Raw genomic sequence first — 25,081 nt, forward strand, 5'->3', positions numbered from 1 at the left:
TATGAGTGTAGAGACTATGAGAGAGATTCAAGCTTATGGCTTTTATATAATGTTAATAGCTATGGTAGTTATACTATATAGCTATTGGTTTCATCTAAAAAAATCAGAAAAAACTGGTAGAAGAGATTATGAAAAATACTCAAATTTAGCCTTGAATGATGATTTGCAAGATGAAATTCTTGAGAGTGTCTCTACTTCTAGCAAAGATACTAATAGGAGCGTTAAAAAATGAAATGGTTTAATCTAGAAGACAGTGTAAATTCGCTTTCTATTCTTGGTGCTATAGCCATCGTATTGTTGACATTAGTTGTCGTAGGTAGGCTATTTAAACTGATGAAAGTGAAAAAAGAGGGCGGTGAGCTAAGTGAGCATAACTGGGATGGAATTGGTGAATATAAAAATCCGCTTCCATTTGGTTGGGCTGTTGTATTTGTTCTTACTATAGTATGGGCAATTTGGTATTTTCTAGCTGGATATCCTTTAAATTCATATTCACAAATTGGTGAGTATAATGAAGAGGTCAAAAAATATAACGCAAGCTTCCAAGCTAAATTCCAAAATGCTACTCAAGATGAGTTAAAAGCAATTGGCGAGCAAGTATTTTTGGTTCAATGTGCCTCATGTCATGGAATCACAGGTGATGGTATTAATGGTAAAGCAGCTAACCTAATAGAGTGGGGTAGCGAAAAAGGAATTTATGATGTTATCATCAAAGGTTCAAAAGGCTTAGGATACCCGCTTGGCGATATGTTAAGTGCAGCTGATAATGGTATTGATGAAGCTACTGCTAAAGCACTAGCAGCATTTACTGCTAAAGAGATATCAGCTATTAAATCTACAGTAAATGAAGACTTAGTAGAAGCTGGTCGTGCAGCGTGGGCTACTTGTGCGGCTTGCCATGGTGAAGATGGCAAAGGTATGGATGGAATGGCTCCAGATCTTACTAAATATGGCTCAAGTGATTTTGTAGTAGAGGTTTTAGCTCGTGGCAAAACAGGGGATATTGGCCATATGCCTAAATTTACTGGCACAGGACTTATTAATCCTACTCAAGAAAAAGCTGTTGGCGAATATATAATTTCGCTTTCAAAAGGAGAATAATATGGAAAACACAAATAGATCTGTATTTTCATTAAGCGGAGTTACTGGTATGCTGATTGCTACTGCTCTTTTGCTATCTATATTAGTTGTACTTACATATCTAGGTATAGCGGCTCAGCAAGATGTAATGCAAAAGCCATATAAACTAGTAAATCCTACATCTGTAGAGATGAAAAGTAGTGTTGAAAAAGCTGCTGAAGTTATGGTAATTAAGGAGTAAATATGTCTAATCTATTAGAATCATTGATTGTAATTGGACTTGTGATTGCTGCGGCTATAACTGCTTGGTCAGTGCTTACACCAAATAGTCTTTTCATCGGATGAGAGTATTTAATATTCTTAAAAGCGGCTTTATTGCCGCTTTGCTTAATATATGTGCGTATGGAGCTGTAATTGATAATGCTAATATTATCAGTGAGGCTGTGGAGATTAAGCTAAATTCAATCGGTAAAGAACTTAAGAGCAAAACTGGAGTTAGTCTAGATCTATTGACTGCAGAGAATATAAAAGGGATAAATTTAAAAGATATAGCTAGTTCCCATATTAAAACACTTCAAGCACCATATGTTGTTTTAGCTATTATTCCTAAGGATTTTTCTAGCAAGGCTGGTCAGCTTGATATATTTGCTTCACATGATGCTTTAATGCTTTTTGATAAAGAGGCAGTATTAAGCCCATTTCCACAAACTGGTTCAATAATTCCACTATTAACACAAAATAAAGGTAAAGATATCTATAATTCCTCTATGCTAAATGGTTATGCTGATATAGCCGATCAAATAGCAGCTAGCAAAAATATTATTTTAGAAAATTCAATAGGCTCACAAAATAGAGATACTATAAATATCTTTAGATATCTAATATATGGTTCAATTATTCTTGTGATTATTGTTTTAATTTTTCGTAAATTTAATAAGGGTTAATAATGCAAAATCGTAAAACATTTTGGCCATACGGGATTGTAATCTCTATATTTGCCATAGTATGTTCATGTGCTTACACTATATATTATTCGCTTGATTATCCTGTGCATATGGATGATTATTACTTTGATAAATATCAAAAAGTTGATAATAATTTTAATGAAATTCAAGCAGCTCAAGCAAATTTTAATCGTGAATTTAGTTTTAATACAACTCCGCAAATTGAGCTAAACACCAAGATATTGCCAAATGAAATTCAAAAACTTCGCAAAGGTAAAACTGCTACAATAGTCCCATTAAATCAAAACTTTAATATCAAATTTGATACAAATGCTACTAAATATAGCTCTAAGATATTGCTAACTCGTCCAGATAGCAGTGAATTTGATAGAGAGCTAAATGGGCAAAATATTAATGGCAAGTTGGCTATAAATGATCTAAATTTAACCAAAGCAGGTAGATGGCAGATTAAAGCCAAGATTATAGTTGATGATAATAAAACTGGATTTTATCAAGTAGAGTTATATGCAAAATAGATCGCTTTTTGTCTTTAGTACTTCTAGGAATGTGCGAGATTTTTATGCTAGTAAGCTAAGTTTAAATTCGCTTCTACCAAAGGCTATTAGTACGGCTGAGTTTTTTGAAGAGGTTACATATGTGCCAAATAAACGCCGTGCTAGCGATATTGAGTGCTTGCTGCATATGCGTAATGCTGTAGCTAGAGTAGAGAATATCTCCAAAATTTTAAATATAAAAAATGAATTTTTAATTTTTCTTAAAAATTCGCACTATTTATTCTCATTTTTTAAGGAGCTTAGCCGAGAAAAGTGTACCGTAGCTAATTTAAGTAGTGCTGATACTTATGCTAGCTATGATGAACATTTAACAATTTTAGATAATTTAGGGAAAATTTATAAAGATAGTCTAAATTCATCAAATATATACGATGATATTACACTTAGTGAATGTTATGAAATAAACTCAAATTTTATTAGCAATTTTGATAGGATTGAGTTTAGGCTTGATGGGATTTTAACCTCATTAGAGTGGGAGATTTTAACCAAAATCGCTAAGCAAACTCAGTTGATTTTAAGTGTAGATTGTAGTAAATTTAACCAAAAAACGATAGAAAAGATAAAAAATTTTACAAATTTAAATTTCAAAACCAGCCATAACTATAAGCTAAATTTAAGCGATAAATCCATAGAAAGCAAGACCAAACTAAACCAAAACCCAAATATAAATATTATGGGATTTTCTCTTCGTAGCTTACAAGCGGCCTTTGTTTTTGATGAGATTTCTAAGATGGTTAGAAGCGGAATTAATCCGCAAAATATCGCTGTAATTTTACCTGATGAGAGCTTTGCAGAGGTGTTGCAAAATCTAGATGAAAATAATATGTTAAATTATGCTATGGGTAAAAGCCTACGCAATGATCCAATTTGTATATTTTTACACTCTTTAAAAGAAGCCATTATTCAAGAGCTTGATTATAAATTTAACCCAAATTATATAAAAGAGACACAAAGTCCAAATCAAATACTTGCTACGCTAAATAGCTTTAATTTATCAACCCAAATTTATAATCATATTAAAGAAATATTTTATTCAAAAGTGAGTTTTGAAAGCTTTGAGAGCGTTATGAAGTTGCTACTAAGTGATATCAAAAAAAGCACTGAAATTGCTGAGTTTATAGAAACTGAGCTTTTTAATATTAAAAATCTTTTAAGAGAGATTGAACTTAAATTTAGTGAACTTCTTGAGCTATTTTTGTTAAATTTTGCCAATAAAAAAGAGAGTATGACTGGTGGTGGATTAGTTACTGTAATGGGTGTTTTAGAGAGTCGTTCTAGAGCTTATGATGGGATTGTAATTGTAGATTTTAATGACTCTTTAGTGCCTAAAAGAAGCCAAAAAGAGATGTTTCTAAGCTCAGTAGTGAGAAAAAATGCTGGTTTAATCAGTCATAGCGATAGGGAGAATTTACAGAGATTTTACTACGAAAGCTTGATAAATAGAGCCAAAAGGGTATCTATCAGCTATGTTGAAAATGATGAGAATATCGTATCTAGATTTATTAAGGATTTTGAGGGCGTTAAGAAGATTGAAATTTCGCAAATTTCATATGAAAACGCCTTGCGTCAAGGCGGAATCACCATTGATTTGACGCCTAGAGATATTGTAGAAACTCACGATTTTTTTGCTTGGCCTCTTTCATTTACTCGCTTAGATACCTATCTTAAATGTAAAAGGCGGTATTATTATAAATATATCAAAAATATTGAAGAGTCTAGATTTGATGATAGAGATGCGCTAGATTTTGGTAATTTGATACATAAAGCTTTAGAAGAGTATTTCACCCAATCGAAATATGAATTTGATAAAAGCGAGTTTTTACAGATATATAACAAATATCAAAAAGAGAGCACGCTAAAAAGCGAGATTTTCAAGCTAAAACTTGATGAGTTCGCATCTAGTCAAAATAGCCATTTCAAAGATGGATTTAGCGTTAGCAAATGCGAGATGGAGATTGAAACCCAGTTTGATGGTATTCCTATCAAAGGCAAGATTGATAGAGTAGATATCAATGGTGATGATATTTGGCTTATTGATTATAAGAGTGGAAAAGCAGATGAAAAGTCCTTGCAGCTAGTATTTTATGAGCTTTTATATCAAGCGAAATTTGATAAAACCGCCAAGGGATATTTCTACTCATTTGATGATAATAAATTTACCAATAGCAAAGCCGACATGGATAAATTAATCGAAGCTTTAGATGAGTTAAAAAATGAAAATAATACCCAAATTAATTTTGATCAAAATACAAATCATTGCGATATATGCCCGTATGAATCTCTGTGTTTAAGGGGATTAAGATGAAATTTGAAAATTATTTGTGCTTAGAAGCGAGTGCGGGAAGTGGCAAGACATTTGCTCTATCAGTTCGCTATATCGCTCTATTATTAAAAGGCAATCACCCAAGAAAAATCCTAGCCCTAACATTCACAAACAAAGCCGCAAACGAGATGAAGCACAGGATCACAGATACATTTTGTAATTTAGATTCAAGCGAGTGCGATGGCGAGAGAAATGCGATTTGTGAGCTTTTAGGTAAATCAAAAGAAGAGATTTTGGCACTTAGAGATAAATTTATGGCTGATTTTTTATCAAGTGAGTTAAAGATATCTACATTTGACTCCTTTTTTGCTACGATTCTTAGGCAGTTTAGCTTAAATTTAGGTCTTATGCCAGATTTTAACTCTCTTAATGATAATAGCATTGAGGTTAAAAATGAGTTTAAAAGGCTCTTAAACTCAAATTCAATGATGAGTAAAGTAGCAAAATATCTATATTATACAAATAGCAAAGAAAATGCCCTTTTTGAAAAGCTCGCTCTACTCTCACAAACTAAATTTGATAAATTCGATGCTCCATGGCCAAACCCTAAAAACGCAATGGATAGATATAATGCCCTATGTGATGTGGCATTAAAATTGAGTAGTGATGGTAATTATGTGAAGAATTTTAATAAAAATTTAAGCTTAAACGAGATAGTTGAAAAAGCGGTTGTAAAAGATAAAGATATGAAAAAAAAATATTTTGATAAAGTGAAAGACAACGCCGAATTTAACGCCGCTAGAGATGAGTTTATAAGTGCTCTAAAAGAGTATTATATAGCTCTTGAGAAATATGAAATATCTCAAATTTCATATTTTGTGGATCTCTATAAAAAGGCAATTGCCAATGTAAATCGCCGTGAAAATAGCCTAAGTTTTGCCGATATCACAAATTGGGTTAATGAGCTTCTAACTAGCAAAAACAAGCAAAATATCGATATGCTATATTTTCGCCTTGATGCTAAGATTAGGCATATTTTGATTGATGAGTTTCAAGATACTGATATCAAGCAGTATGAGATACTAGAACCACTCATAGCTGAAAGTCTCTCTGGCATAGGTCAAAGCGGTCTTGGGAGCTTTTTTTATGTTGGTGATATAAAGCAGAGTATTTATAGATTTCGTGGGGGTCAAAGTGAGCTATTTAATAAGCTCAAAGAGGATTTTTCACAGATAAAAGCTCAAAGCCTAGATAAAAATTATCGCAGTGATAAAGAGATAGTAGAATATGTAAATAATAGATTTAAAGACAAATATCCACACTACATAGACCAAATTCCAAATAGCAAAGAAAATGGCTATGTGAGGGTTATTAAATTTGATAGAGAAAAATATTTAGAGGCGATTTATGATAGCATAAAAAAACTCGAAGATAACCGCATAGAACATAAAGATATGGCGATACTTTGTTGGAAAAATAGTGATATTTATAATATCAAAGACTATTTAGAAGATAAAGGCTTAGAAGTATCTACCCAAACTACAAATAATCTTATCAAAAGTGCCAATGTAGCGGCGGTGGTGGCATTTTTGAAATACTCTATTTTTGGTGATAGGATATATCTAAACGCCCAATATGAGATAACTAAAACCAAAAAAGCCAAACTAGAGTTAAAAAGCGATGCTAGCGTAGCTCAAACTCTTAAATTCATCGCTAAATACCTTGAGCTTGAGCCTTGCGATATTGATTTATTGAAACTATATGAGATTAGTAGCAAATATAGCGATATATATGACTTTGCTTTTAATATCGATAACGACCAGACAACTAGCGCTAAAAATAGCCAAAAAGGCATAACGATAATGACCGTTCATAAGAGCAAAGGGCTGCAATTTGACCATGTCATCGTGCTTGATTATATAGGAAAAGAAAATAGCCAAAAAGATAAATTTTTAATGGAGTATAATCTAGGCACAAATAGCTGGGATATAAGGTTAGCTAATAAGGTGTTTGAGTATTTGGGCGATGCGGATTATACCAAGCTTCAAGATAGACAAAAAGAGCTTGATAGAAAAGAGGTTATAAATAAAATTTATGTAGCATTAACCAGGGCTAAACATAGCTTAATAATCTTAGCCAAAGATAATCCAAATGGCAACAATATCTCATATTTTACTGAGTATGAATCAAATGGCAAAACGGTGGAATATCTAAATTTAGATGAATGCAAATTAGGGATTATCGAACCAAATAGCGACAAAAAGCAAGAGCCCAAGTCGCAAATAACCCATCTTAAACCATTTGAAAAGATTGCGCCACAAGAGATTTTAACCAGCGATAAGCCAAAAGAGAGCTTAAATTTGGATTCTATCTACTTTGGCAAGGCACTGCATTATTACCTTGAGAGCATTGATTTTGCTGATTTTAACTCACTTAAAATCGCTCAAAATTGCTTGTATAATAAATTTGGAGCATTTATCGACCAAGATGGCTTAAAAGATATTAAAGATAGAGTTGATAGGCTTTTAAATAACCCGCAATTTTTAGAAATTATAAAAGATAAAAGATTATATCAAGAGCAAGATATCGGATTTAATGGGGCGTTAAAACGCATCGATTTATTATGCGTAAATAACGATGAAATCGAGATAATAGACTATAAAAGCTCTCTTAAAAATAGCGATGAGCATAAAGAGCAAGTCAGAGAATATCTAGATATTTTATCTCAAATTTACCCACAAAAAAAGCTAAAAGCTAGTATAGTTTATATACTACATGACAAAATTCAAATTTCAAAGCTCTAATATAAAAATTTTCTTAAATTCAGTTATTTTTAAGCTAGTCTCGCTATAATTTCATCTCTTAAATTAATTATATAAAAGGCAAGATTATGACAAAGATAACAAAGCCAAATGAAGTAAAGCGTGATTGGATCGTTCTTGATGCTTCTGGAAAGAGATTTGGTAGATTGCTAACTGAAGCTGCTACACTACTTCGTGGCAAACATAAGCCAGGATTTAGCCCAAATGTTGATTGCGGAGATTATGTAATCATCATCAATGCTAGCAAGGCAGAATTCACAGGTGCGAATAAAGCTGAAGAGAAACTTTATCACAGACATTCAGGCTATTTTGGTAGCGTAAAAAGCGAAAAATTTGGTGATTTACTAGCTAATAAACCTGAAAAGCTTTATAAATTAGCAGTCCGTGGTATGCTACCTAAGACAAAATTAGGCAAAGAGATGCTTAAAAAATTAAAAATCTATGCTGGTAGTGAGCATCCGCACACTGCACAAATAGCTAAAGAAGGAAAATAATAATGGCAACAACATACGCAACAGGTAAGAGAAAAACAGCAGTTGCTAAAGTTTGGGTAAAACCAGGTAGCGGCAAAATCACAGTAAATGGTATGGATCTAAATACTTGGCTTGGCGGACACGAAGCTATAAAGCTTAAAGTAGTTCAACCATTATTAGTAACAAAACAAGAAACTTCTATGGATATCACAGCTACGACTTTAGGCGGTGGGTATTCAGCTCAAGCAGAGGCTTTAAGACACGGAATTTCAAGAGCTTTAGCTTCTATCGACGCAACATTTAGAGCAGCTCTTAAACCACAAGGCCTTCTAACTCGTGATAGCCGTGTTGTAGAGCGTAAAAAATATGGCCGCAGAAAAGCAAGAAGAAGTCCGCAATTCTCAAAAAGATAATATTTCATATTTCCAAAGGCCTTTTGGCTTTTGGAGCTTTTTTAAATTTAATTTTGTTTATTTAGCAAAAATTTATAATAAATTTTTATTAAGTTAAGATTGATTACATATAATTCCGATGTCCAACAGATAAACCTCCTTTTTGTAATAGTTTCGGAGTTGTAATCCAACTCCGATACCACATTTTATTACTTTTCTTAAACTTTCATAAATCACGAAAGCCATAAATCGCATTATAAAATAAATTAAGTTTTTATTTGATAATTTCATTTTGGTTATTTTCACCCAAAAGAGTAACCAAATCTTTATAAATCTCAAACATTCAAAATCACAAAATTTATATTGTTTTAAAGCGATTTAATGTATTATTCCTAAATTAATCATTACATTTAATCACACTTTTAAGGAATTAAAATGAAAAAATTCATTTTAGCATTATGTGCGGCGTCAGCGATATTTGCAAGTGATAGATATGAATTAACCATAGTTGGTGGATATGCTCACCCAGAGGGCACTCAAGGTATTGATGACCAAAAGCTAATTGGTCTAAGATTAGGTAGAAATTTAGATCTATCTTGGCTTAGTCAAATTGAGCTTGGCTTTGATTATACTCCTAAGGCTACATTTGAAGACAAAAATGGCAAAGAAATTGGCTATGATACAAGAATTGCTAGATACTATTTAAATTTAGTAAAAGATTTTGCTTTAACTGATAGATTTTCTGTTTATGCCTTGGCCGGTGCTGGATATCAAGATCTAAGTAAAGAGGCAAATGATGCTAATGATGATGGATTTGGTCAAGCTGGTTTGGGGGTTAAATTTAAAGTAGTGGATAATTTTGCTATCAAATTAGAAGCAAGAGATGCTATTAACTTCAAAGAAGGAGATAGTACATTTTTATATACTTTAGGTTTTGCTAGTAGCTTTGGTGCTACCAAAAAATCCGAGCCTACCATAACTCAAGAAGCCCCTATCGCTCCACAAGTAGTAGATGGCGATGATGATAATGATGGAGTGTTAAATAGCAAAGATAGATGCCCTAATACCCCAGCAGGTGCCGTGGTGGATGAAAATGGCTGTCAAAAATTAATTAGATTAAATTTACATGCTAATTTCGCAAGTGATAGCGCAACTTTAAGCCCAAAATTTGTAGCTAAAATAGAAGAAGTTGCTAAAGTTTTAAATATGAATAGCGAGTATAAAGTTGTATTAGAAGGCCACACAGATTCTACAGGTTCAGAAAAATATAACCAAATTTTATCAGAAAAAAGAGCCAAAGCAGTAGCAGATGTGCTTATAAATATGGGTGTAAGCAAAGATAGAATCCAAACAATAGGCTATGGTGAGTTATCTCCAATCGCTACAAACAAAACCAAAGAGGGTAGAGCACAAAATCGCCGTGTTGATGCTAAATTTAGTAATTAATTATGCAGATAATCACCGATTTTGATTATACGGCTATATTGGCACTTTGTGCTAAATATAGCCTTAGAGTTATATTTTCACTACTTATATTTTTTATTGGCAAGTGGATTGTTTGGCGAATTTGCCTTATTATAGAAAGAGTCATACAAAAAGCCAAAATAGATAAATTAATAGCCAGTTTTATTATAAATTCATCCAAAACAATATTTTTGATAATTGTCATTGTAGCAGCATTAGCAAATCTTGGTATCGATACGACCTCATTTGTAGCGATGCTTGGCGCTATCGGGCTTGGTATCGGTATGGCCTTTAAAGATTCATTTGGCAATATCGGAGCTGGGATTTTGATTCTATTTTTTAGGCCATTTAGGATAGGGGATAATATCGATATTGGTGGATATAACGGCGTAGCGAGTGAGTTAAATTTGTTTAGTATATGTCTAATAACTGGCGATGGCAAAAGCGTCATTATCCCAAATAAACAGGTCATAAATAGCAAAATTATAAATTTCTCACTAACACCAACCAGGCGAGTTGAGCTACTTTTTAGTGTGGATTATAAAGATGATTTAAGATTAGCTAAGGATATAATCTTAAATATCGCAAATCAAAATGAGTTAATCCTAAAAGAGCCCGCACCTAGCGTATTAGTAAGTGCTCTTGGGGCTCACAGCATTGATATATTAGTTAGATTTTGGGTGCTTAATGAAAATTATAGCACCACGCAGTCAGCTATGCTAGAAGGCGTTAAAATGGCATTTGACGAAGCTGGGATTAGTATCCCATATCCGCAACTTGTAACGCATCATATATATGAGAAAGAGAGCGAAGATGATGAATAAGCCTACTATTTTATTTGATCTTGATGGGACGCTTATTGACTCTACTGAAGCTATTGTAAATGGATTTTATAAGGCTTTTAGGAGTTATAATCTCACCGAGCCTACAAAGGCTCAAATTTGCTCATTAGTGGGGCATCCTTTGGAGTATATGTTTGGCTCACTTGGAGTTAAAGAGCATTTGATAGCTGATTTTATCGCTATTTACAAAGATGATTATAGGCAAAACTACCTAGCACAAACCACTCTTTTGCCCAGTGGATTTGAAGCAGTTAGCAAGGCTAGTGAATTTGCGAATTTAGGAGTAGTAACCACAAAAACCTCTTTATATTCTAAAAATTTGCTTGAAAACTTAGGAATTTTAAAATATTTTAGCGTTGTTATAGGGCGAGATGATGTAACCCATCCAAAGCCAAATCCTGAGCCGATTCTAAAGGCTTTAGAAGCGATCGGTAAGAGCTCAAAAAGCTATATGATAGGCGATACCCCAATGGATGCTAAAGCGGCTAAGAGTGCCGGTATTTTCAGTATTGGCGTAACTTGTGGATATGAGAGTAGAGAGAATTTAGAATCAATCTGTGATTATGTCTGCTTAGATACTTTAAGCGCTGTAGAGTATATCAAGATATCTAATTCATAAAATTTATTGATTTTTTGTTTAAACTTATAAATTAGCTAAAAAAATTTGGCTAATTTTTTCTAATTAATTATATATTAATTTTATGGAAAAATCATATTTTGAGCTATGTATTATTTATATAACTGATAATTTATATAAAAATAAATTTATAGTTAACTTATTTTTTAAGTTTTTATAATATAATTGCTAACTTTAAGTTAAAAATAATTAAACTAATATAAGTCTTAAATTTTTATTCCTTGAATATAAAAATTTAGCTTAGAAAGGAATCAAATGAGTAAAATTATGAAAACCATGGATGGCAATGAAGCGGCAGCTTACGCCTCTTATGCTTTTACAGAAGTTGCTGGGATATATCCTATTACGCCTAGTTCACCTATGGCAGACTATGTGGATATATGGGCAAGTGAAGGCAAAAAAAATCTCTTTGGGATGCCTGTTAAAGTAGTCGAGATGCAAAGCGAAGCCGGTGCGGCAGGTACGGTACATGGCAGCCTTCAAGCTGGAGCATTAACTACTACATTTACAGCAGCCCAAGGGCTATTGCTTAAAATTCCAAATATGTATAAAATCTCAGGCCAAATGTTACCAGGCGTGATCCATGTCGCAGCTAGATCTTTGGCGGCTCAAGCCTTATCAATTTTTGGCGATCATCAAGATATATACGCTTGTAGGCAGACTGGATTTGCTATGCTTGCTACTGGATCAGTCCAAGAAGTTATGGATCTAGCGGGGGTAGCTCACCTTAGTGCGATTAAAGGTAGGGTACCATTTTTACACTTTTTTGATGGATTTAGAACTAGCCATGAAATTCAAAAAATCGAAGTGATGGATTATAGTGTATTTGATAAATTGCTTGATAAAGAGGCGGTTGAAGAGTTTAGACGCACATCTATGAATCCCGAAAATCCAAAAATCAGAGGAACGGCTCAAAATGATGATATATATTTTCAAACTAGGGAGCTAACCAACAAATTTTATGATGCTATCCCTGATATTGTGGCTGATTATATGAGTGAGATATCTAAGGTTACAGGTAGAAATTACGCACCATTTGTATATTATGGTGCCAAAGATGCCACTAGAGTGATTGTAGCGATGGGATCAGTTACTCAAACGCTTGAAGAAGTTGTGGATTATCTAAATTCCAAAGGCGAAAAAGTAGGCGTGCTAAAAGTCCATCTATATAGACCATTTAGTATTAAATATATGTTTGATGTGATGCCTAAATCAGTAGAAAAAATAGCCGTTTTAGACCGCACTAAAGAGCCAGGAAGCCTTGGTGAGCCGCTATATTTAGATATTAAATCTGCATATTATGGCAAAGAGAATGCTCCTATTATAGTAGGTGGAAGATATGGCCTAAGCTCAAAAGATGTCGATCCAGCTCAAATGTTAGCAGTATATGAAAATTTAAATTCACCTACGCCTAAAGATGGATTTACAGTTGGTATAGTAGATGATGTCTCATTTACTTCACTAGCAGTAGGAGATAAAATTTCACTAAGTGATGAAGATTGTATAGAGTGCTTATTTTATGGGCTTGGAGCTGATGGCACGGTCGGAGCAAATAAAAACTCAATCAAAATTATCGGCGATAAAACAGATCTATACGCTCAAGCATATTTTGCTTACGATAGCAAAAAATCAGGCGGCTATACTAGAAGCCATCTAAGATTCGGCAAAAATCCTATCCGCTCTACATATCTAGTATCAAATCCGCATTTTATAGCCTGTTCTGTGGCGGCGTATTTGGATATTTATGATGTTGTAGATGGCTTAAGAGATGGGGGGACATTTTTGTTAAATTCCATTTGGGATGCTCAAAAAACAATAGAGAAAATCCCAAATAGAGTTAAACGCATTCTAGCGCAAAAAAATGCGAATTTCTATATACTAAATGCTACAAAATTAGCTTATGAAATAGGCCTAGGAAATCGCACAAATACCATTATGCAATCGGCATTTTTCAAGCTTTCAGGCATAATCGACTATGAAGAAGCACGAAAATATATGAAAGAATATGCCTACAAAACTTATCACAAAAAAGGCGATAAAATTGTAGAGATGAACTACAGAGCCATCGATGAAGGTGCTAGTGAGTTAGTCAAAATAGATATTGATCCAAGCTGGGTAAATTTAAGCGATGATATAAAAGAGGATAAATACAAAGGTAGTGATTTTGTAGAAAATATTGCTAAACCTATGAATGCTGCTCGTGGGGATTATCTGCCTGTTTCAGCCTTTGTAGGGTATGAAGATGGCTCCTTTGAGTCTGGGACTACTGAATTTGAAAAGCGTGGCGTAGGCGTGATGGTGCCAAAATGGATAGAAGAGAATTGTATCCAGTGTAATCAATGTGCTTTTGTATGCCCGCATGCTGTTATTAGGCCGTTTTTGATAGATGAAAATGAGATGGCAAATGCGCCACAAGGTGTCAAAGATAGAGCAATCAACGCCAAAGGCAAAGAGCTAACAGGATTAAAATATAAAATTCAAGTAAGCCCATTAGATTGCACCGGCTGTGAGCTATGCGCTCATGAGTGTCCAAGCAAAGAAAAATCCCTAGTAATGGTGCCACTAAATGGCGAAATAGAAAAAGGCGAACAAGAAAACGCAGATTATCTATTTAAAAAAGTTGTCTATAAAGATGATTTAATGAACAAACAAAGCGTCAAAGGTTCTGGCTTTGCTCAACCTTTATTTGAATTTCACGGCGCATGTCCAGGATGTGGTGAAACACCATATATCACTCTAGTTACAAGGCTATTTGGCGAGCAGTTAATGGTAGCTAATGCCACTGGTTGTAGCTCTATTTATGGCGGATCAGCACCATCATCGCCATATAGAAAATCTAATAAAACAGGTAATGGTGTAGCATGGGCGAATTCGCTATTTGAAGATAATGCCGAGTTTGGTATGGGTATGGAGATAGCTATGCAAACTATCCGCAATAGAGTAGAGAACATAATGCTAAATACCAAAGACAAAGCCCCAAATGCCATCGCAGCGCTATATAATGACTGGTTAGCTAATAAAAATGATAGAATAGCTACCCAAAATATTAGAGATACCTTAGTCCCACTACTTGAAGCAAATTCAAATTTCGAAGGGGCAAAGGAGCTTTTAAGCCTTAAACAATACATAGCCAAAAAATCACAATGGATTATTGGTGGCGATGGCTGGGCTTATGATATCGGATATGGCGGTTTGGATCATGTATTAGCAAGTGGTGAAAATGTCAATGTTTTAGTCCTTGATACAGAGGTTTATTCAAACACAGGTGGCCAAAGTTCAAAATCTAGCCGAAGTGGCTCAGTAGCACAATTTAGCGCTAGTGGCAAAGCAGTCCAAAAGAAAGATCTAGGCCAAATTTCAATGACTTATGGCAATATCTTTGTAGCCCAAATCAATCTAAACGCTAGTCAAGCAAATGTGATAAAAGCTATCACCGCAGCCGAAGAATATGATGGCCCAAGCCTTATAATAGCCTATTCTCCATGTATAGCTCATGGTATCAAAGGCGGCCTTACTATGTCAGGAGAGCAAGCGGAGTTAGCCACAGCTTGTGGATATTGGCCTACATATATCTATGATCCAAGCCTATTAGCTCAAGGCAAAAATCCGCTTAAAATCACATCCAAAGAGCCTAATTGGGATAGATATGAAGAGTTTTTATTAAATGAAGTTCGTTATAACTCGCTTAAAAAGATCAATCCTAGTCACGCAGATGAGCTATTTGCTAAAAACCTAAACGACGCTAAGCGACGATACAGACAATTAAAACGCTTAGCCGCAGCTGATTATAGCGATGAGTTAAATTAATTTTATAATTTAATCACTAAGGCCTACTCATAATTTTTATGAGTAGGCAAATTTATTTTTTAACATTATAAACTAAAAACTATCAAATTCACTCTTATCCCATAGTCAACCCATTAACCTCCCCAAATCTCTAAAACCCACAAATTTAATTACACCCCCATAATATTTAATATTTCATCCAATCCAATCTAAATTCCACTCTAAAAATTATAAAATCACTTAGCCTAAATCTACAATATATAATCTAAATTTTATAAATTTCTCAAATTTATTAAAAAATTTGCAATATTTTCTTCAAATTTATCAAAATCCCCCCCCCCATATATAAACTTTTTAATATTTGGTTCGATATAATAAAAACACACCCTAAATGGATTTAAGTTTTATAGGGAAATATTAACACAAAGGAAAAGTTATGAGCTTTAGAATAAATACTAACATCGCAGCGATGAATGCTCACGCAAACTCACAAATCACAGATAGAGAGCTTACTAGCTCACTTGGTCGCCTAAGCTCAGGTCTTAGAATTCAAACAGCAGCTGATGATGCATCAGGTCTTGTTATTGCTGATTCACTAAAAAGCCAAGCTAGCTCTTTAGGTCAAGCTATATCTAATGGTAATGATGCAATTGGTATTGTTCAAACTGCAGATAAAGCTATGGATGAACAGATTAAAATACTTGATACTATTAAAACTAAAGCTATCCAAGCAGCACAAGATGGTCAAAATGCTGATTCTAGAAGAGCTCTTCAAAATGATATTAGCAGACTTCTTGAAGAACTAGATATGATAGCTACTACTACAAGCTTTAATGGCCAACAACTACTAAATGGAAATTTTTCAAACAAAAACTTCCAAATTGGTGCTTATAGTAATGAAACAGCTAAAGTAAGCATAGGTGCTACAAACTCAAATACAATTGGACATACTAGGTTTGAGACTGTTTTTAATACTGTTGTATCTACTGTCTCTACTTTATCAGCTCAAACCCTAACAGTAAAACTTAGTGGTGTTGATGGATATCCTAACGGTTATGAATTTCAAGCAATTGCTGGTACAGTATTAGCAAAAGATGGCTATAAAGCTGTAGCTGATATGATGAATGGCGTTTCAGATAAAACTGGTGTAAAAGTTAAAGTTAATAATACTCAGATTATGTCAGAAGCTGTTGGTGCTGGTACAATACAAGATTTAACAATTAATGGCGTAACAATCGGAAATATTACTGTAAAAGCTAATGATTCTGACAATGCTCTAATCGCTGCAATTAACGCTAAAAAAGATGAGACTGGAGTAGAAGCAAGTCTAGAAAATGGTCGCTTAGTTTTAGCTGCTAAAGATGGTAGAGCTATCAATGTAGACACACATTCTGTTAATAGTTTTACAATAGCTGGAGGCGTGAAAGGTAATTTTTCAGAAAAAGGTATTACATATTTAGGTCAATTAACTTTCATTCGCCAAGATGCTAGAGATATCAAAATAGGCCTACAAAATATGTCATTAATCGCTTCTCATGTATTTAGTGGCAATGCTGCAATATCTAATGCGGCTAACGCTAGCAAGGCATATAATCAAACATCGGTAAATCTTAAATATATGAACTCTGGTACAATTAGTGCTACAATGGCTAAAGCAATGGGATTTTTTAATGGTAACGCATCTAATGCCGGTCAAGAAGTAGACCAAGCCGGTGGCGTAAATACTTATGGTGGTGCTCAAGCTATGGTTGATGTAGCTGAAGCAGCTAGAAAAACTCTAGACAAGCTAAGAGCTGACCTAGGTTCAGTACAAAACCAATTAGTAGCTACTATAAATAATATTACAGTTACTCAAGTAAATGTAAAATCAGCTGAATCTCAAATAAGAGATGTAGACTTTGCTAGTGAGAGTGCAAACTTCTCTAAATTTAACATACTAGCCCAAAGCGGAAGCTACGCTATGAGCCAGGCAAATGCTGTACAACAAAATATATTAAGACTACTACAGTAGCTTAAATTTAAATCTTTAATAGCTTAAATTTACTCGCAATGCTTAGCCATTGCGAGGGTTTATTTAAACATAAAATCTAAATTTATTTTATTGCTTTATTTTTTCTTTTTGCACTCTAAGCTAACTTGGTTATCTTTTTGACTAAATTTATATGTATATTGGCTAGTTTCTAGCGTGATTACTGGCTCGCATTTTGGACGCTTGTTGGCTGCGATTTTATTTAAAATCCATTCGTAATTATTAGCTACAAGTAGTTTAATGCTCATACCCATTCCGTGAGATAGATTTTTGATAAATTTACCATCAACTCTAGATTTATCGCTTACGATATCAAGAGTAGCATCAAAGCCATTGGCTTGTAATTGCTCATAAAATTTAATCTTTTCATCAATTGGTGCTACGCTATCACCTTTTACATGGTAGCATTTAAAAATCGGTTTTGGATAGTTGCTAAGTACTTTTAGATGATTAGGTTCATTGACATCTCTAATCTCATATCTAGAGCGACTAAAGTAGTTTGGGCTTTGCGAATTTGATGTCCAAAATGTTTTATCTGAGATGCATAGGTGAAAGTTTTCATTATCTCTACTATCTCGCCTATATCTCATAAAATCAATCTCTTTACCAAATCCAATAGTACGGAATGTTCCTGGCTGGTAGTCTTTTTTATCAAATATTTCAGTGCTTAAATTCCAGCCGCAGTTATCCAAAACAGCATCTACAGCCCATGGGGCAAATTTAGCACAGAGATTAGCTATATATCCGCCATGGCTTGAGCCTACATAGATTGTAGCAAGCTGCCCATTTTGACAATTAGGATGAAGCTTAAATGGAGGATTGTTTTTAATATATAAAACTGAATTTACCACATCAAGTGCAGCCATTAGACCAAAGTTTTGATACTCGCCATTTGGTGGAGTTAATGTCATATGCATAGGCATTTTAAAATCTCGTATAAGCTTGCCAGTTAATTTTTGCATTCCAATGAAAGCATATAGATGCTCATTGACAAAGTCCCAAATCTCTTCTGATTCCATTTTGGTTAGTTCTATATTATCTGGAATTGGATTGCCAATATTCTCAGCTACTGTTTTAAGGATTAACTCATCAATCTCATCAATGCTAAATTTAGCCACTGGTGGATTGCTTTTGACACCAAAATAATTAACTGTAATTACAGCAGCATCAAGGTCTCTTGCTATGCTATGAGCTAGATTGTCTCTATAATAGGTGTCACCATCTTCGCCAAGACCTGGAATAACAGCTATAAGCGCTCTAATCTCTTTAGTGCTATCATAGGTGAGCTTAAACTCAAGCTTTGAGTTACGCTTTATATCTAGTTCAGCGTCGTTTATTCCATCTATTTGATAGTCAATTGTCTTTATCATTTATTGCCTTTATTTTTAATTATTCTTAGTGCATCTTGGGCGATGGCTAGCTCTTCGTCAGTTGGGACTATGGCTATGCGGACTTTGGAGTCGATTTGGCTTATGCGTCGTGGTTCATCTTTTGACTCTTTATTTTTAATTTTATCAATTTTGATATCAAAAATCTCTAGACCTTCGCAAACTGCCTCTCTGATTCTAGCGTCATTTTCGCCAATTCCAGCAGTAAATATAATTGAATCGATTTTACCTAAAATTGCAATATACGCACCAATGAATTTTTTCACCTTTAGCACAAACATATCAAACGCAAGCTTAGCATTCTCATCTCCTGCATCCATCTTTTGTTCTATTATACGCATATCGTTGCTACCGCCGATGGCTAATAGGCCAGATTTTTTATTCATTATATTATCAACTTCTTTAGCGCTTAAATTTGCATTTTCCATCAAAAATGGCATAATCGCTGGGTCTATGCTTCCGCAGCGTGTTCCCATCATTAGCCCTTCAAGCGGAGTTAACCCCATTGTAGTATCTATACATTTGCCATTTTTTATCGCTGCAATACTAGCACCATTTCCAAGATGTAGAGTGATACAGCTAAATTTATCATAATCAATATTTAAGATTTTAGCAGCTGCTTTAGAGACAAATTGATGAGATGTACCGTGAAAGCCATATTTGCGAATTTTATATTTCTCATAAAATTCAATCGGCAAAGCATACATATATGAGCTTTTTGGCATAGTTTGGTGAAAGACTGTATCGAATACAGCGACATTTGGGATATCTGGGCGAACTTTTAGCGTCTCTCTCATTCCAGCTAGGTGAGCAGGATTGTGAAGTGGAGCTAATGGTATAAGCTCTTCAATCTTTGCCATTACACTCTCATCTATTAATACTGCATCACTAAAAACATCAGCACCTTGAACGACTCTGTGACCTACACCATCAATTTCATCTAAGCTATTTACTACTCCAGAATTAAATAGCAACTCATTCATAATATCTATACCTTGAGCGTGATTGGCTATGGGCCTAGATATCTCTTTGATACTTCCATGAGCGGTGGAGATTTTAGCAAAGGAGTTATCTGAGCCTATTTGTTCAATTAGTCCTTTGCACATTACGCTCTCATTTTTCATATCATAGAGTTTAAATTTAATAGAACTACTACCAGAGTTAATAACTAAAATTTTCATCTACTCTCCCTGGATTGCGCTAATTAGTGCAGTATTTACGATATCTTCGACCAAGCAACCACGACTTAAATCGTTAATTGGCTTATTTAATCCTTGCAATATTGGCCCAATAGCTAAAGCATTTGCTGTTCTTTGGACTGCTTTGTAGCAGATGTTTCCACAATTTAAATCTGGAAAGATAAATACATTTGCATTTCCAGCAACTTTTGAATTTGGCAATTTCTTAGCTGCTACTACTGGGTCAATGGCTGCATCAAATTGGATTGGACCTTCTACATCTAGGCTTGGGTCTAGCTCTTTTAAGATTTTAGTAGCCTCTATAATAGCATCAACGCTTGGGCCACTTCCACTATCTCCTGTAGAGTAGCTAAGCATAGCAACTTTAGGTTCAAAGCCAAACTCACGAGCTGTAGCAGCTGTAGCAATAGCAGCACCAGCTAGATCTTTTGGTGTAGGATTTGGCATAATAGCACAATCTGCATAGAAGTGAATTTGGCCATTAGCACACATAATAAAGCTACCACTAACGCTAGTAACGCCAGGTTTTGTTTTTATAAATTGCAAGGCTGGACGGATGGTTTGGGCTGTAGTTGTACTAGCGCCACTTACCATTGCGCTTGCTAGCCCTTTATATACAAGCATAGTGCCAAAATATGTTCTATCTTTGATTAGCTCTTTGGCTTTTTCTAGCTCCATACCTTTACTTTTACGAAGATCATAAAGAGTAGTAGCAAATTCTTCTAAAAGTTCGCTATTAGCTGGATTTATAATTTTAGCTTTGCTCAAATTTAGCCCTAATTCATTAGCTCTTTTATTGATATCATTCTCATCGCCAAGAAGAATTAAACTAATAGCACCGCTATTTAGCAGGATATCGCACGCTTTAAGAACTCTATCATCATCGCTTTCTGGTAATACTACAGTTTTTAGCTTTTGGGCAGCTTTTTGATAGAGTAGGGTTTCAAATTTAAGAGGAGTTATATAGTTGCTTTGAGTATTTTTAATCTCATCAATGCTTTTTAATGATTTAAATCCAAGCAGCTTAGCTTTATAAGCAGTTTGATTGCTAAGCAAAAATGGAGCATTTAGATTGCGAGCAAGCAATGAGTCAAGCAGTTCATCGCCAGATCCAATTATTATTATAAACTCAGCCTTAATGCTACTGAATTTATCCATTACAGCTTTGATTAGTTCATTTTCTTTGCCTGAATTTAGTAGAGTGATTGCTTCATTAAGAGTGAAAACTTTAAATTCGCCATCATCGCTAATGGGTAAAATCGTAACACCTTGGCTAAATTTAGAGCTTAAAACATCTCTAAATTTACCATTTTCATAGTCGCTTTTTAAGATATAAATCGATTTTAGCATTGTTTTATCCTATATTTGGTATTATTTTAACGAATTATTAGTATATTGTATCATAAAATTGAGAGTTATTTATGAAAAAAGTTTCTTTTTTTACACTAATTTGCGTTGCAGGTATTGGGCTTGGCGGTTGTACAACTGGGGCTGATCCGCATATTTCAATGGCGCCACCAACATATGTAGAAGAGTTGCCAAGTCGTGTTCAAGGTAATGGAGTAGGAAATCCTGGGAGTTTATTTGGTAAGGGGGATAATCCGCTATTTTCTGATAGAAAAGCGATGAATGTCAATGATATCGTAACGGTTATAATCAGAGAAAATGCCAATCAAAGCTCACAGGCTGATCGCTCAACCTCTAAAGATAGCTTAACATCGCTAAAAGGTGGAACATTTACTACGCCTGAAGGCTCACCATTAAAAGGACCACTAAATGATATTAATAAAATAGCTGGTATAGGATTTAGCGCTGGAAGTGGTAGTAGCTATTCAGGAGGGGGTTCAACTAGTAGGACTGAGGCATTTACTACTACGATTTCAGCCAGGATTATTAAGGTTTTAAGCAATGGTAATTACTTTATCGAAGGTAGTAAGGAAATTTTGCTAAATAATGAAAAACAGATAATGCAAATTAGTGGAGTGATTCGTCCATACGATATTAGCCAGTATAATGAGATTGAATCTAGACATATATCTGATGCTAAAATATTATATAAAACCGAAGGCGACCTTCAGCGTGCGACTGATAAACCATGGGGAACTCGTGTTTTAGAGACGATTTGGCCATTTTGATTTATTAATTTATTAAATTTATAATTGCTAGGGTAACAATTTAGTTACCTTAGCAATTGAATTAACTAAATTTAGTATAAATAGCAGATAGATATCTATTATCTACAAATAGCTTTAAATTTGCTCTTTGCTTTTTTCAAGTACTGAGCAGAGTCTAACTCCATACAAAAATATAATCCACGATATATATATCCAAAGTATAAAAAATAGCAAAATAGAAAATGAGCCATATATGCTAGCGTAAGTTTTATTATAAAATGAGTATTGGATAAAGCCCCATTTTGATAGCGACCAAGCGAGCGAGCTAATAAATGAGCCAATAACTATGCTTTTAAATGATAATTTTTTGTTGATACTAATTAGATATGTAATAGCAAAAATTGCCCAGATTATAATATGAGGAAATATAGCTAGAAAATTTATCGAACTGGTAAATTCACTGCTTTTTAGTGCGGTTTGGATGAAATTTGAAAGCCAAAATGATAAGCCAAGCCCTAAAGGCATAAGGGTAGTAAGTGTCCAGTAATTACTAAGACTTTGCCAAAATCCTCTTTTTGGCACATTAGAAATTCGTGATATAACATGATCATATTCACTAAAAAACATCAAGCTAGTAAAAAATATAGCCACAACTCCCATCACTCCAAGTGAGCTAGAGTTGCTTAAAAATTGATCTAGATATTGGGTGATATTTTGACTTGGGAGCAAGTTTGAGTAGATAAATTCCTTTATTTTAGCATAATAATCAGCAAAATTTGGCATAGTAGTAAAAATACTAAGCGATACAAAAATAATAGGAATTATCGAAAGTAGTGTATGAAAGCTAAGACTAGAAGCAAAATGAAATATTTGCTTATCTCTTAGCTCTTTTATAATAATCTTAGCAATTTTTTTAGCTTCTTGCATTAAAGTCCCATTTTAAATGGATTTAATATATTATTTGGATCAAAGGCTTTTTTGATTGATCTAAATAGTTCCATCTCTCCATCACTAAATGCTAAATGCATAAAAGGAGCTTTTGATATTCCAATGCCATGTTCGCCACTTAGCGTTCCACCAAGCTCGATTGTGGCTTTGAAAATTTCTGTGATTGCTCGATGGCCACGCTCGATGGCCTGTGGGTCTGATTTATCTACCATAACATTTGTATGGACATTGCCATCGCCCGTATGGCCAAAGCAAGGTGTAGTAACATTATATTTAGCTGAAATTTGAGATATTTTATCTAAGAGTTCAGGTAGCTTAGAGCGTGGGACGGTGATATCTTCGTTTAATTTCAAGCTACCATACATTGTGATAGCTTGAGAGCAGTTGCGTCTAGCAAACCATATATCAGCGCTTTCTTGATCATCTTTTGCTACTTTGAAATCTATGGCACCATTTTGTGTAAAGCAGTTTTTGATAATCTCTAAATCTTCATTGATTACATCTAAATTTGGCCCATCCACATCGCTAATCAATATCGCACCCGAATCGACTGGTAAGCCTTTATTAAATTTTTGCTCAACAGCTTTGATGCTTAAAGAGTCTAAAAACTCCATCGCCACAGGGGTTACACCAGCGGCCATTGTCTTATATACGGCATTCATAGCTGAATTCACACTAGGAAATACCCCCATAGCGGTCTTTTTGAATTTAGGTTTGGCGATTAATTTTAGAGTTATTTCAGTAATTACTGCTAAGCTACCTTCACTAGCTATCAAAATCCCAGCTATATTGTATCCGGCGACATCTTTTATCGTTTTTTTACCAGCTCTTATAATCTCCCCATTAGGCAACACAGCACGCAAAGCCATCACATAATCTTTGGTAATTCCATATTTCGCAGCACGCATTCCGCCGGCATTTTCACTTACATTGCCACCTATGCTACTATAATTTTCACTAGCAGGATCAGGTGGATAAAATAGCCCCACTTCTAATGCAGCCTTTTGTAAATCCATATTTATCACACCAGGTTGGACTACGGCTACCATATTTTGCATATCTATCTCTAAAATTTTATTCATATGCTTCTCAAAGCTTAGCACCACTCCGCCACCACTAGCCAATGCGCCACCAGTAAAGCCACTCCCAGCGCCTCTTGGGACGATTATTATCTTATTTTCGTTACAATATTTTAAAATTTCACTTACATCATTTTCATCTCTTGGGAATAAAACACCATCTGGTTCATATCGCTTTTTGGTTGCGTCATAGCAGTAGGCTATCTGATGGGCTTTGTCAAATTTGGCATTATCTTTACCTATTAAATTCTCAAAATATTTTATATGTTTAGAATCCATACTTATCCCCTTATCTAGCTAAAAGTTTATTGTAATATTTGTCATAATTGCCGATTTTAGCACCATCAAGTTTCCAAAATACTGTATCTATATTTTTAATTCTTGTATAAAATGGTACTTCATAATAATCTACACTGCCAGTTTTAAAGCTTTGCAAAATTTCAAAACTACCACAATCAGCAAAAACAGCCTCTTTATCAAGTGCTATAAATATAAGTCCGGCTGCATTTTGTGCGCACATTTTACGAAAATCAGATCGGCTTGGGTTTGGCTTATACTCATAGCTTAAATAAGCAGCTATAATATCAGGATGAATAAAATCAATATTACTAAAAGCTTTAGTAACTTGATCATAAATTTCTTTGTTTGGGACTACGATTAAAGATCTATTATACATAAAATTTAAAATTACTTCATCGCCAGCTTGTGGCAAGATAGTAGGGAGTGGAAGTGCTGTTTGTTTAAGCTGGTCAAATAGCTCAAATCTTAAATTTGCATAGCCATCTTTTTTGCTAGTTACAACTGCCCTGGCTATTATGGTTTTGCTACCATCTTTTAATTTGTGCAACACAACACCACTTGAGCCAACTATAAAGCTATTATTATCTATAATTGTAGCACCACCTTGAGTGGTATTTAAAATTAGATTGTAGCTTGGTTTTAGATCAAATTTAGCTCCAAAACTAAATGAATATATAGCAAAGATTAAAACTATAATTTTTTTCAATTGCATCCCCTTTTTGATACTTTTTATAAATTTGGCCATA

22 protein-coding genes are annotated in these 25,081 nt (G+C 34.3%); 16 read left to right on the top strand and 6 right to left on the bottom strand.

Going from position 1 to position 25,081, the window contains the following annotated elements; translation table 11 throughout:
- Position 1 precedes the first annotated feature (1 nt).
- The 15 genes from CIGN_RS02235 to CIGN_RS02305 all read left to right on the top strand — a co-directional run bounded on the left by CIGN_RS02235 (position 2) and on the right by CIGN_RS02305 (position 17,289).
- Complete coding sequence (locus CIGN_RS02235; RefSeq protein WP_086225472.1) at positions 2-232, top strand: cytochrome c oxidase, cbb3-type, CcoQ subunit; 231 nt, start codon at positions 2-4, stop codon at positions 230-232.
- Entirely contained in the window at positions 229-1,101 is an 873-nt protein-coding gene (locus CIGN_RS02240) for a cbb3-type cytochrome c oxidase N-terminal domain-containing protein (RefSeq protein WP_086227308.1), read from the top strand. Before CIGN_RS02235 ends, CIGN_RS02240 begins: the two co-directional genes overlap by 4 nt.
- A gap of 1 nt (position 1,102) precedes the next feature.
- The gene (locus CIGN_RS02245) at positions 1,103-1,321 is read left to right on the top strand and encodes a DUF4006 family protein (protein WP_086225470.1); all 219 of its coding nucleotides are present in this window, start codon (positions 1,103-1,105) and stop codon (positions 1,319-1,321) included.
- Between the two features lie 2 nt (positions 1,322-1,323).
- Positions 1,324-1,425, top strand: coding sequence for a hypothetical protein (locus tag CIGN_RS02250; RefSeq protein WP_086227307.1), 102 nt, complete (start codon positions 1,324-1,326; stop codon positions 1,423-1,425).
- Positions 1,422-2,024, top strand: coding sequence for a hypothetical protein (locus CIGN_RS02255; protein ID WP_179187330.1), 603 nt, complete (start codon positions 1,422-1,424; stop codon positions 2,022-2,024). The genes CIGN_RS02250 and CIGN_RS02255 overlap by 4 nt, the downstream gene beginning before the upstream one ends.
- 2 nt (positions 2,025-2,026) lie before the next feature.
- A complete protein-coding gene (locus CIGN_RS02260) occupies positions 2,027-2,560 on the top strand; it encodes a hypothetical protein (protein ID WP_086234037.1) in 534 nt (177 codons plus the stop codon).
- A complete protein-coding gene (locus CIGN_RS02265; RefSeq protein WP_086302099.1) occupies positions 2,550-4,904 on the top strand; it encodes a PD-(D/E)XK nuclease family protein in 2,355 nt (784 codons plus the stop codon). The genes CIGN_RS02260 and CIGN_RS02265 overlap by 11 nt, the downstream gene beginning before the upstream one ends.
- Positions 4,901-7,666 carry a RecB-like helicase gene (locus tag CIGN_RS02270; RefSeq protein WP_086302100.1) on the top strand — a complete coding sequence of 922 codons (2,766 nt, stop codon included), beginning with the start codon at positions 4,901-4,903 and terminating at the stop codon, positions 7,664-7,666. Before CIGN_RS02265 ends, CIGN_RS02270 begins: the two co-directional genes overlap by 4 nt.
- Before the next feature lie 86 nt (positions 7,667-7,752).
- A complete protein-coding gene (gene rplM, locus CIGN_RS02275; RefSeq protein ID WP_063998780.1) occupies positions 7,753-8,178 on the top strand; it encodes a 50S ribosomal protein L13 in 426 nt (141 codons plus the stop codon).
- 2 nt (positions 8,179-8,180) lie between these two features.
- On the top strand, positions 8,181-8,570 hold the full coding sequence (gene rpsI, locus CIGN_RS02280; protein ID WP_086225465.1) for a 30S ribosomal protein S9: 390 nt from the start codon (positions 8,181-8,183) through the stop codon (positions 8,568-8,570).
- A 414-nt stretch (positions 8,571-8,984) separates the two neighbouring features.
- The gene (locus tag CIGN_RS02285; RefSeq protein WP_086298740.1) at positions 8,985-9,995 is read left to right on the top strand and encodes an OmpA family protein; all 1,011 of its coding nucleotides are present in this window, start codon (positions 8,985-8,987) and stop codon (positions 9,993-9,995) included.
- A gap of 2 nt (positions 9,996-9,997) precedes the next feature.
- The gene (locus tag CIGN_RS02290) at positions 9,998-10,837 is read left to right on the top strand and encodes a mechanosensitive ion channel family protein (protein ID WP_086235012.1); all 840 of its coding nucleotides are present in this window, start codon (positions 9,998-10,000) and stop codon (positions 10,835-10,837) included.
- Positions 10,809-11,474, top strand: coding sequence for an HAD family hydrolase (locus tag CIGN_RS02295; RefSeq protein ID WP_236844776.1), 666 nt, complete (start codon positions 10,809-10,811; stop codon positions 11,472-11,474). Before CIGN_RS02290 ends, CIGN_RS02295 begins: the two co-directional genes overlap by 29 nt.
- A 273-nt stretch (positions 11,475-11,747) precedes the next feature.
- Complete coding sequence (gene nifJ, locus CIGN_RS02300; RefSeq protein ID WP_086302101.1) at positions 11,748-15,299, top strand: pyruvate:ferredoxin (flavodoxin) oxidoreductase; 3,552 nt, start codon at positions 11,748-11,750, stop codon at positions 15,297-15,299.
- 415 nt (positions 15,300-15,714) lie between these two features.
- Positions 15,715-17,289, top strand: coding sequence for a flagellin B (locus CIGN_RS02305; protein ID WP_086302102.1), 1,575 nt, complete (start codon positions 15,715-15,717; stop codon positions 17,287-17,289).
- Positions 17,290-17,384: 95 nt separating this feature from the next.
- Here the strand turns inward: CIGN_RS02305 and CIGN_RS02310 are convergent, their stop codons facing one another.
- The 3 genes from CIGN_RS02310 to pta are packed head-to-tail and all read right to left on the bottom strand — an operon-like array spanning position 17,385 to position 21,244.
- Positions 17,385-18,677: a DUF2920 family protein gene (locus tag CIGN_RS02310; protein ID WP_086302103.1), complete on the bottom strand. Its 1,293-nt coding sequence runs from the start codon at positions 18,675-18,677 to the stop codon at positions 17,385-17,387.
- Complete coding sequence (locus tag CIGN_RS02315) at positions 18,674-19,876, bottom strand: acetate kinase (protein ID WP_086224869.1); 1,203 nt, start codon at positions 19,874-19,876, stop codon at positions 18,674-18,676. The genes CIGN_RS02310 and CIGN_RS02315 overlap by 4 nt, the downstream gene beginning before the upstream one ends.
- Entirely contained in the window at positions 19,877-21,244 is a 1,368-nt protein-coding gene (gene pta, locus CIGN_RS02320; RefSeq protein ID WP_086302104.1) for a phosphate acetyltransferase, read from the bottom strand.
- A 71-nt stretch (positions 21,245-21,315) separates the two neighbouring features.
- On the opposite strand from pta, the gene flgH reads away from it, so the two are divergent.
- Positions 21,316-22,029 (top strand): flagellar basal body L-ring protein FlgH, encoded by a 714-nt coding sequence (flgH, locus tag CIGN_RS02325; RefSeq protein ID WP_086228119.1) that lies wholly within the window; start codon positions 21,316-21,318, stop codon positions 22,027-22,029.
- Positions 22,030-22,143: 114 nt separating this feature from the next.
- Here the strand turns inward: flgH and CIGN_RS02330 are convergent, their stop codons facing one another.
- Genes CIGN_RS02330 through CIGN_RS02340 form a run of 3 tightly spaced genes read right to left on the bottom strand, consistent with a single transcriptional unit; the run spans position 22,144 to position 25,041 of the window.
- Entirely contained in the window at positions 22,144-22,935 is a 792-nt protein-coding gene (locus tag CIGN_RS02330; RefSeq protein ID WP_086302105.1) for a YihY family inner membrane protein, read from the bottom strand.
- Positions 22,935-24,314: an FAD-linked oxidase C-terminal domain-containing protein gene (locus CIGN_RS02335; protein WP_086302106.1), complete on the bottom strand. Its 1,380-nt coding sequence runs from the start codon at positions 24,312-24,314 to the stop codon at positions 22,935-22,937. The genes CIGN_RS02330 and CIGN_RS02335 overlap by 1 nt, the downstream gene beginning before the upstream one ends.
- A gap of 10 nt (positions 24,315-24,324) precedes the next feature.
- Positions 24,325-25,041, bottom strand: coding sequence for a plasminogen-binding N-terminal domain-containing protein (locus CIGN_RS02340; RefSeq protein WP_236844777.1), 717 nt, complete (start codon positions 25,039-25,041; stop codon positions 24,325-24,327).
- Positions 25,042-25,081: the final 40 nt, after the last annotated feature.

It is taken from the genome of Campylobacter devanensis (genome assembly GCF_002139915.1).
Lineage (GTDB): Bacteria > Campylobacterota > Campylobacteria > Campylobacterales > Campylobacteraceae > Campylobacter > Campylobacter devanensis.

Bases quoted from the DNA above. Each gene is read 5' to 3' on its own strand.
- CIGN_RS02235 (WP_086225472.1), top strand. From the start codon at position 2: ATGAGTGTAGAGACTATGAGAGAGATTCAAGCTTATGGCTTTTATATA.
- CIGN_RS02240 (WP_086227308.1), top strand. From the start codon at position 229: ATGAAATGGTTTAATCTAGAAGACAGTGTAAATTCGCTTTCTATTCTT.
- CIGN_RS02245 (WP_086225470.1), top strand. From the start codon at position 1,103: ATGGAAAACACAAATAGATCTGTATTTTCATTAAGCGGAGTTACTGGT.
- CIGN_RS02250 (WP_086227307.1), top strand. From the start codon at position 1,324: ATGTCTAATCTATTAGAATCATTGATTGTAATTGGACTTGTGATTGCT.
- CIGN_RS02255 (WP_179187330.1), top strand. From the start codon at position 1,422: ATGAGAGTATTTAATATTCTTAAAAGCGGCTTTATTGCCGCTTTGCTT.
- CIGN_RS02260 (WP_086234037.1), top strand. From the start codon at position 2,027: ATGCAAAATCGTAAAACATTTTGGCCATACGGGATTGTAATCTCTATA.
- CIGN_RS02265 (WP_086302099.1), top strand. From the start codon at position 2,550: ATGCAAAATAGATCGCTTTTTGTCTTTAGTACTTCTAGGAATGTGCGA.
- CIGN_RS02270 (WP_086302100.1), top strand. From the start codon at position 4,901: ATGAAATTTGAAAATTATTTGTGCTTAGAAGCGAGTGCGGGAAGTGGC.
- rplM (WP_063998780.1), top strand. From the start codon at position 7,753: ATGACAAAGATAACAAAGCCAAATGAAGTAAAGCGTGATTGGATCGTT.
- rpsI (WP_086225465.1), top strand. From the start codon at position 8,181: ATGGCAACAACATACGCAACAGGTAAGAGAAAAACAGCAGTTGCTAAA.
- CIGN_RS02285 (WP_086298740.1), top strand. From the start codon at position 8,985: ATGAAAAAATTCATTTTAGCATTATGTGCGGCGTCAGCGATATTTGCA.
- CIGN_RS02290 (WP_086235012.1), top strand. From the start codon at position 9,998: ATGCAGATAATCACCGATTTTGATTATACGGCTATATTGGCACTTTGT.
- CIGN_RS02295 (WP_236844776.1), top strand. From the start codon at position 10,809: ATGAGAAAGAGAGCGAAGATGATGAATAAGCCTACTATTTTATTTGAT.
- nifJ (WP_086302101.1), top strand. From the start codon at position 11,748: ATGAGTAAAATTATGAAAACCATGGATGGCAATGAAGCGGCAGCTTAC.
- CIGN_RS02305 (WP_086302102.1), top strand. From the start codon at position 15,715: ATGAGCTTTAGAATAAATACTAACATCGCAGCGATGAATGCTCACGCA.
- CIGN_RS02310 (WP_086302103.1), bottom strand. From the start codon at position 18,677: ATGATAAAGACAATTGACTATCAAATAGATGGAATAAACGACGCTGAA.
- CIGN_RS02315 (WP_086224869.1), bottom strand. From the start codon at position 19,876: ATGAAAATTTTAGTTATTAACTCTGGTAGTAGTTCTATTAAATTTAAA.
- pta (WP_086302104.1), bottom strand. From the start codon at position 21,244: ATGCTAAAATCGATTTATATCTTAAAAAGCGACTATGAAAATGGTAAA.
- flgH (WP_086228119.1), top strand. From the start codon at position 21,316: ATGAAAAAAGTTTCTTTTTTTACACTAATTTGCGTTGCAGGTATTGGG.
- CIGN_RS02330 (WP_086302105.1), bottom strand. From the start codon at position 22,935: ATGCAAGAAGCTAAAAAAATTGCTAAGATTATTATAAAAGAGCTAAGA.
- CIGN_RS02335 (WP_086302106.1), bottom strand. From the start codon at position 24,314: ATGGATTCTAAACATATAAAATATTTTGAGAATTTAATAGGTAAAGAT.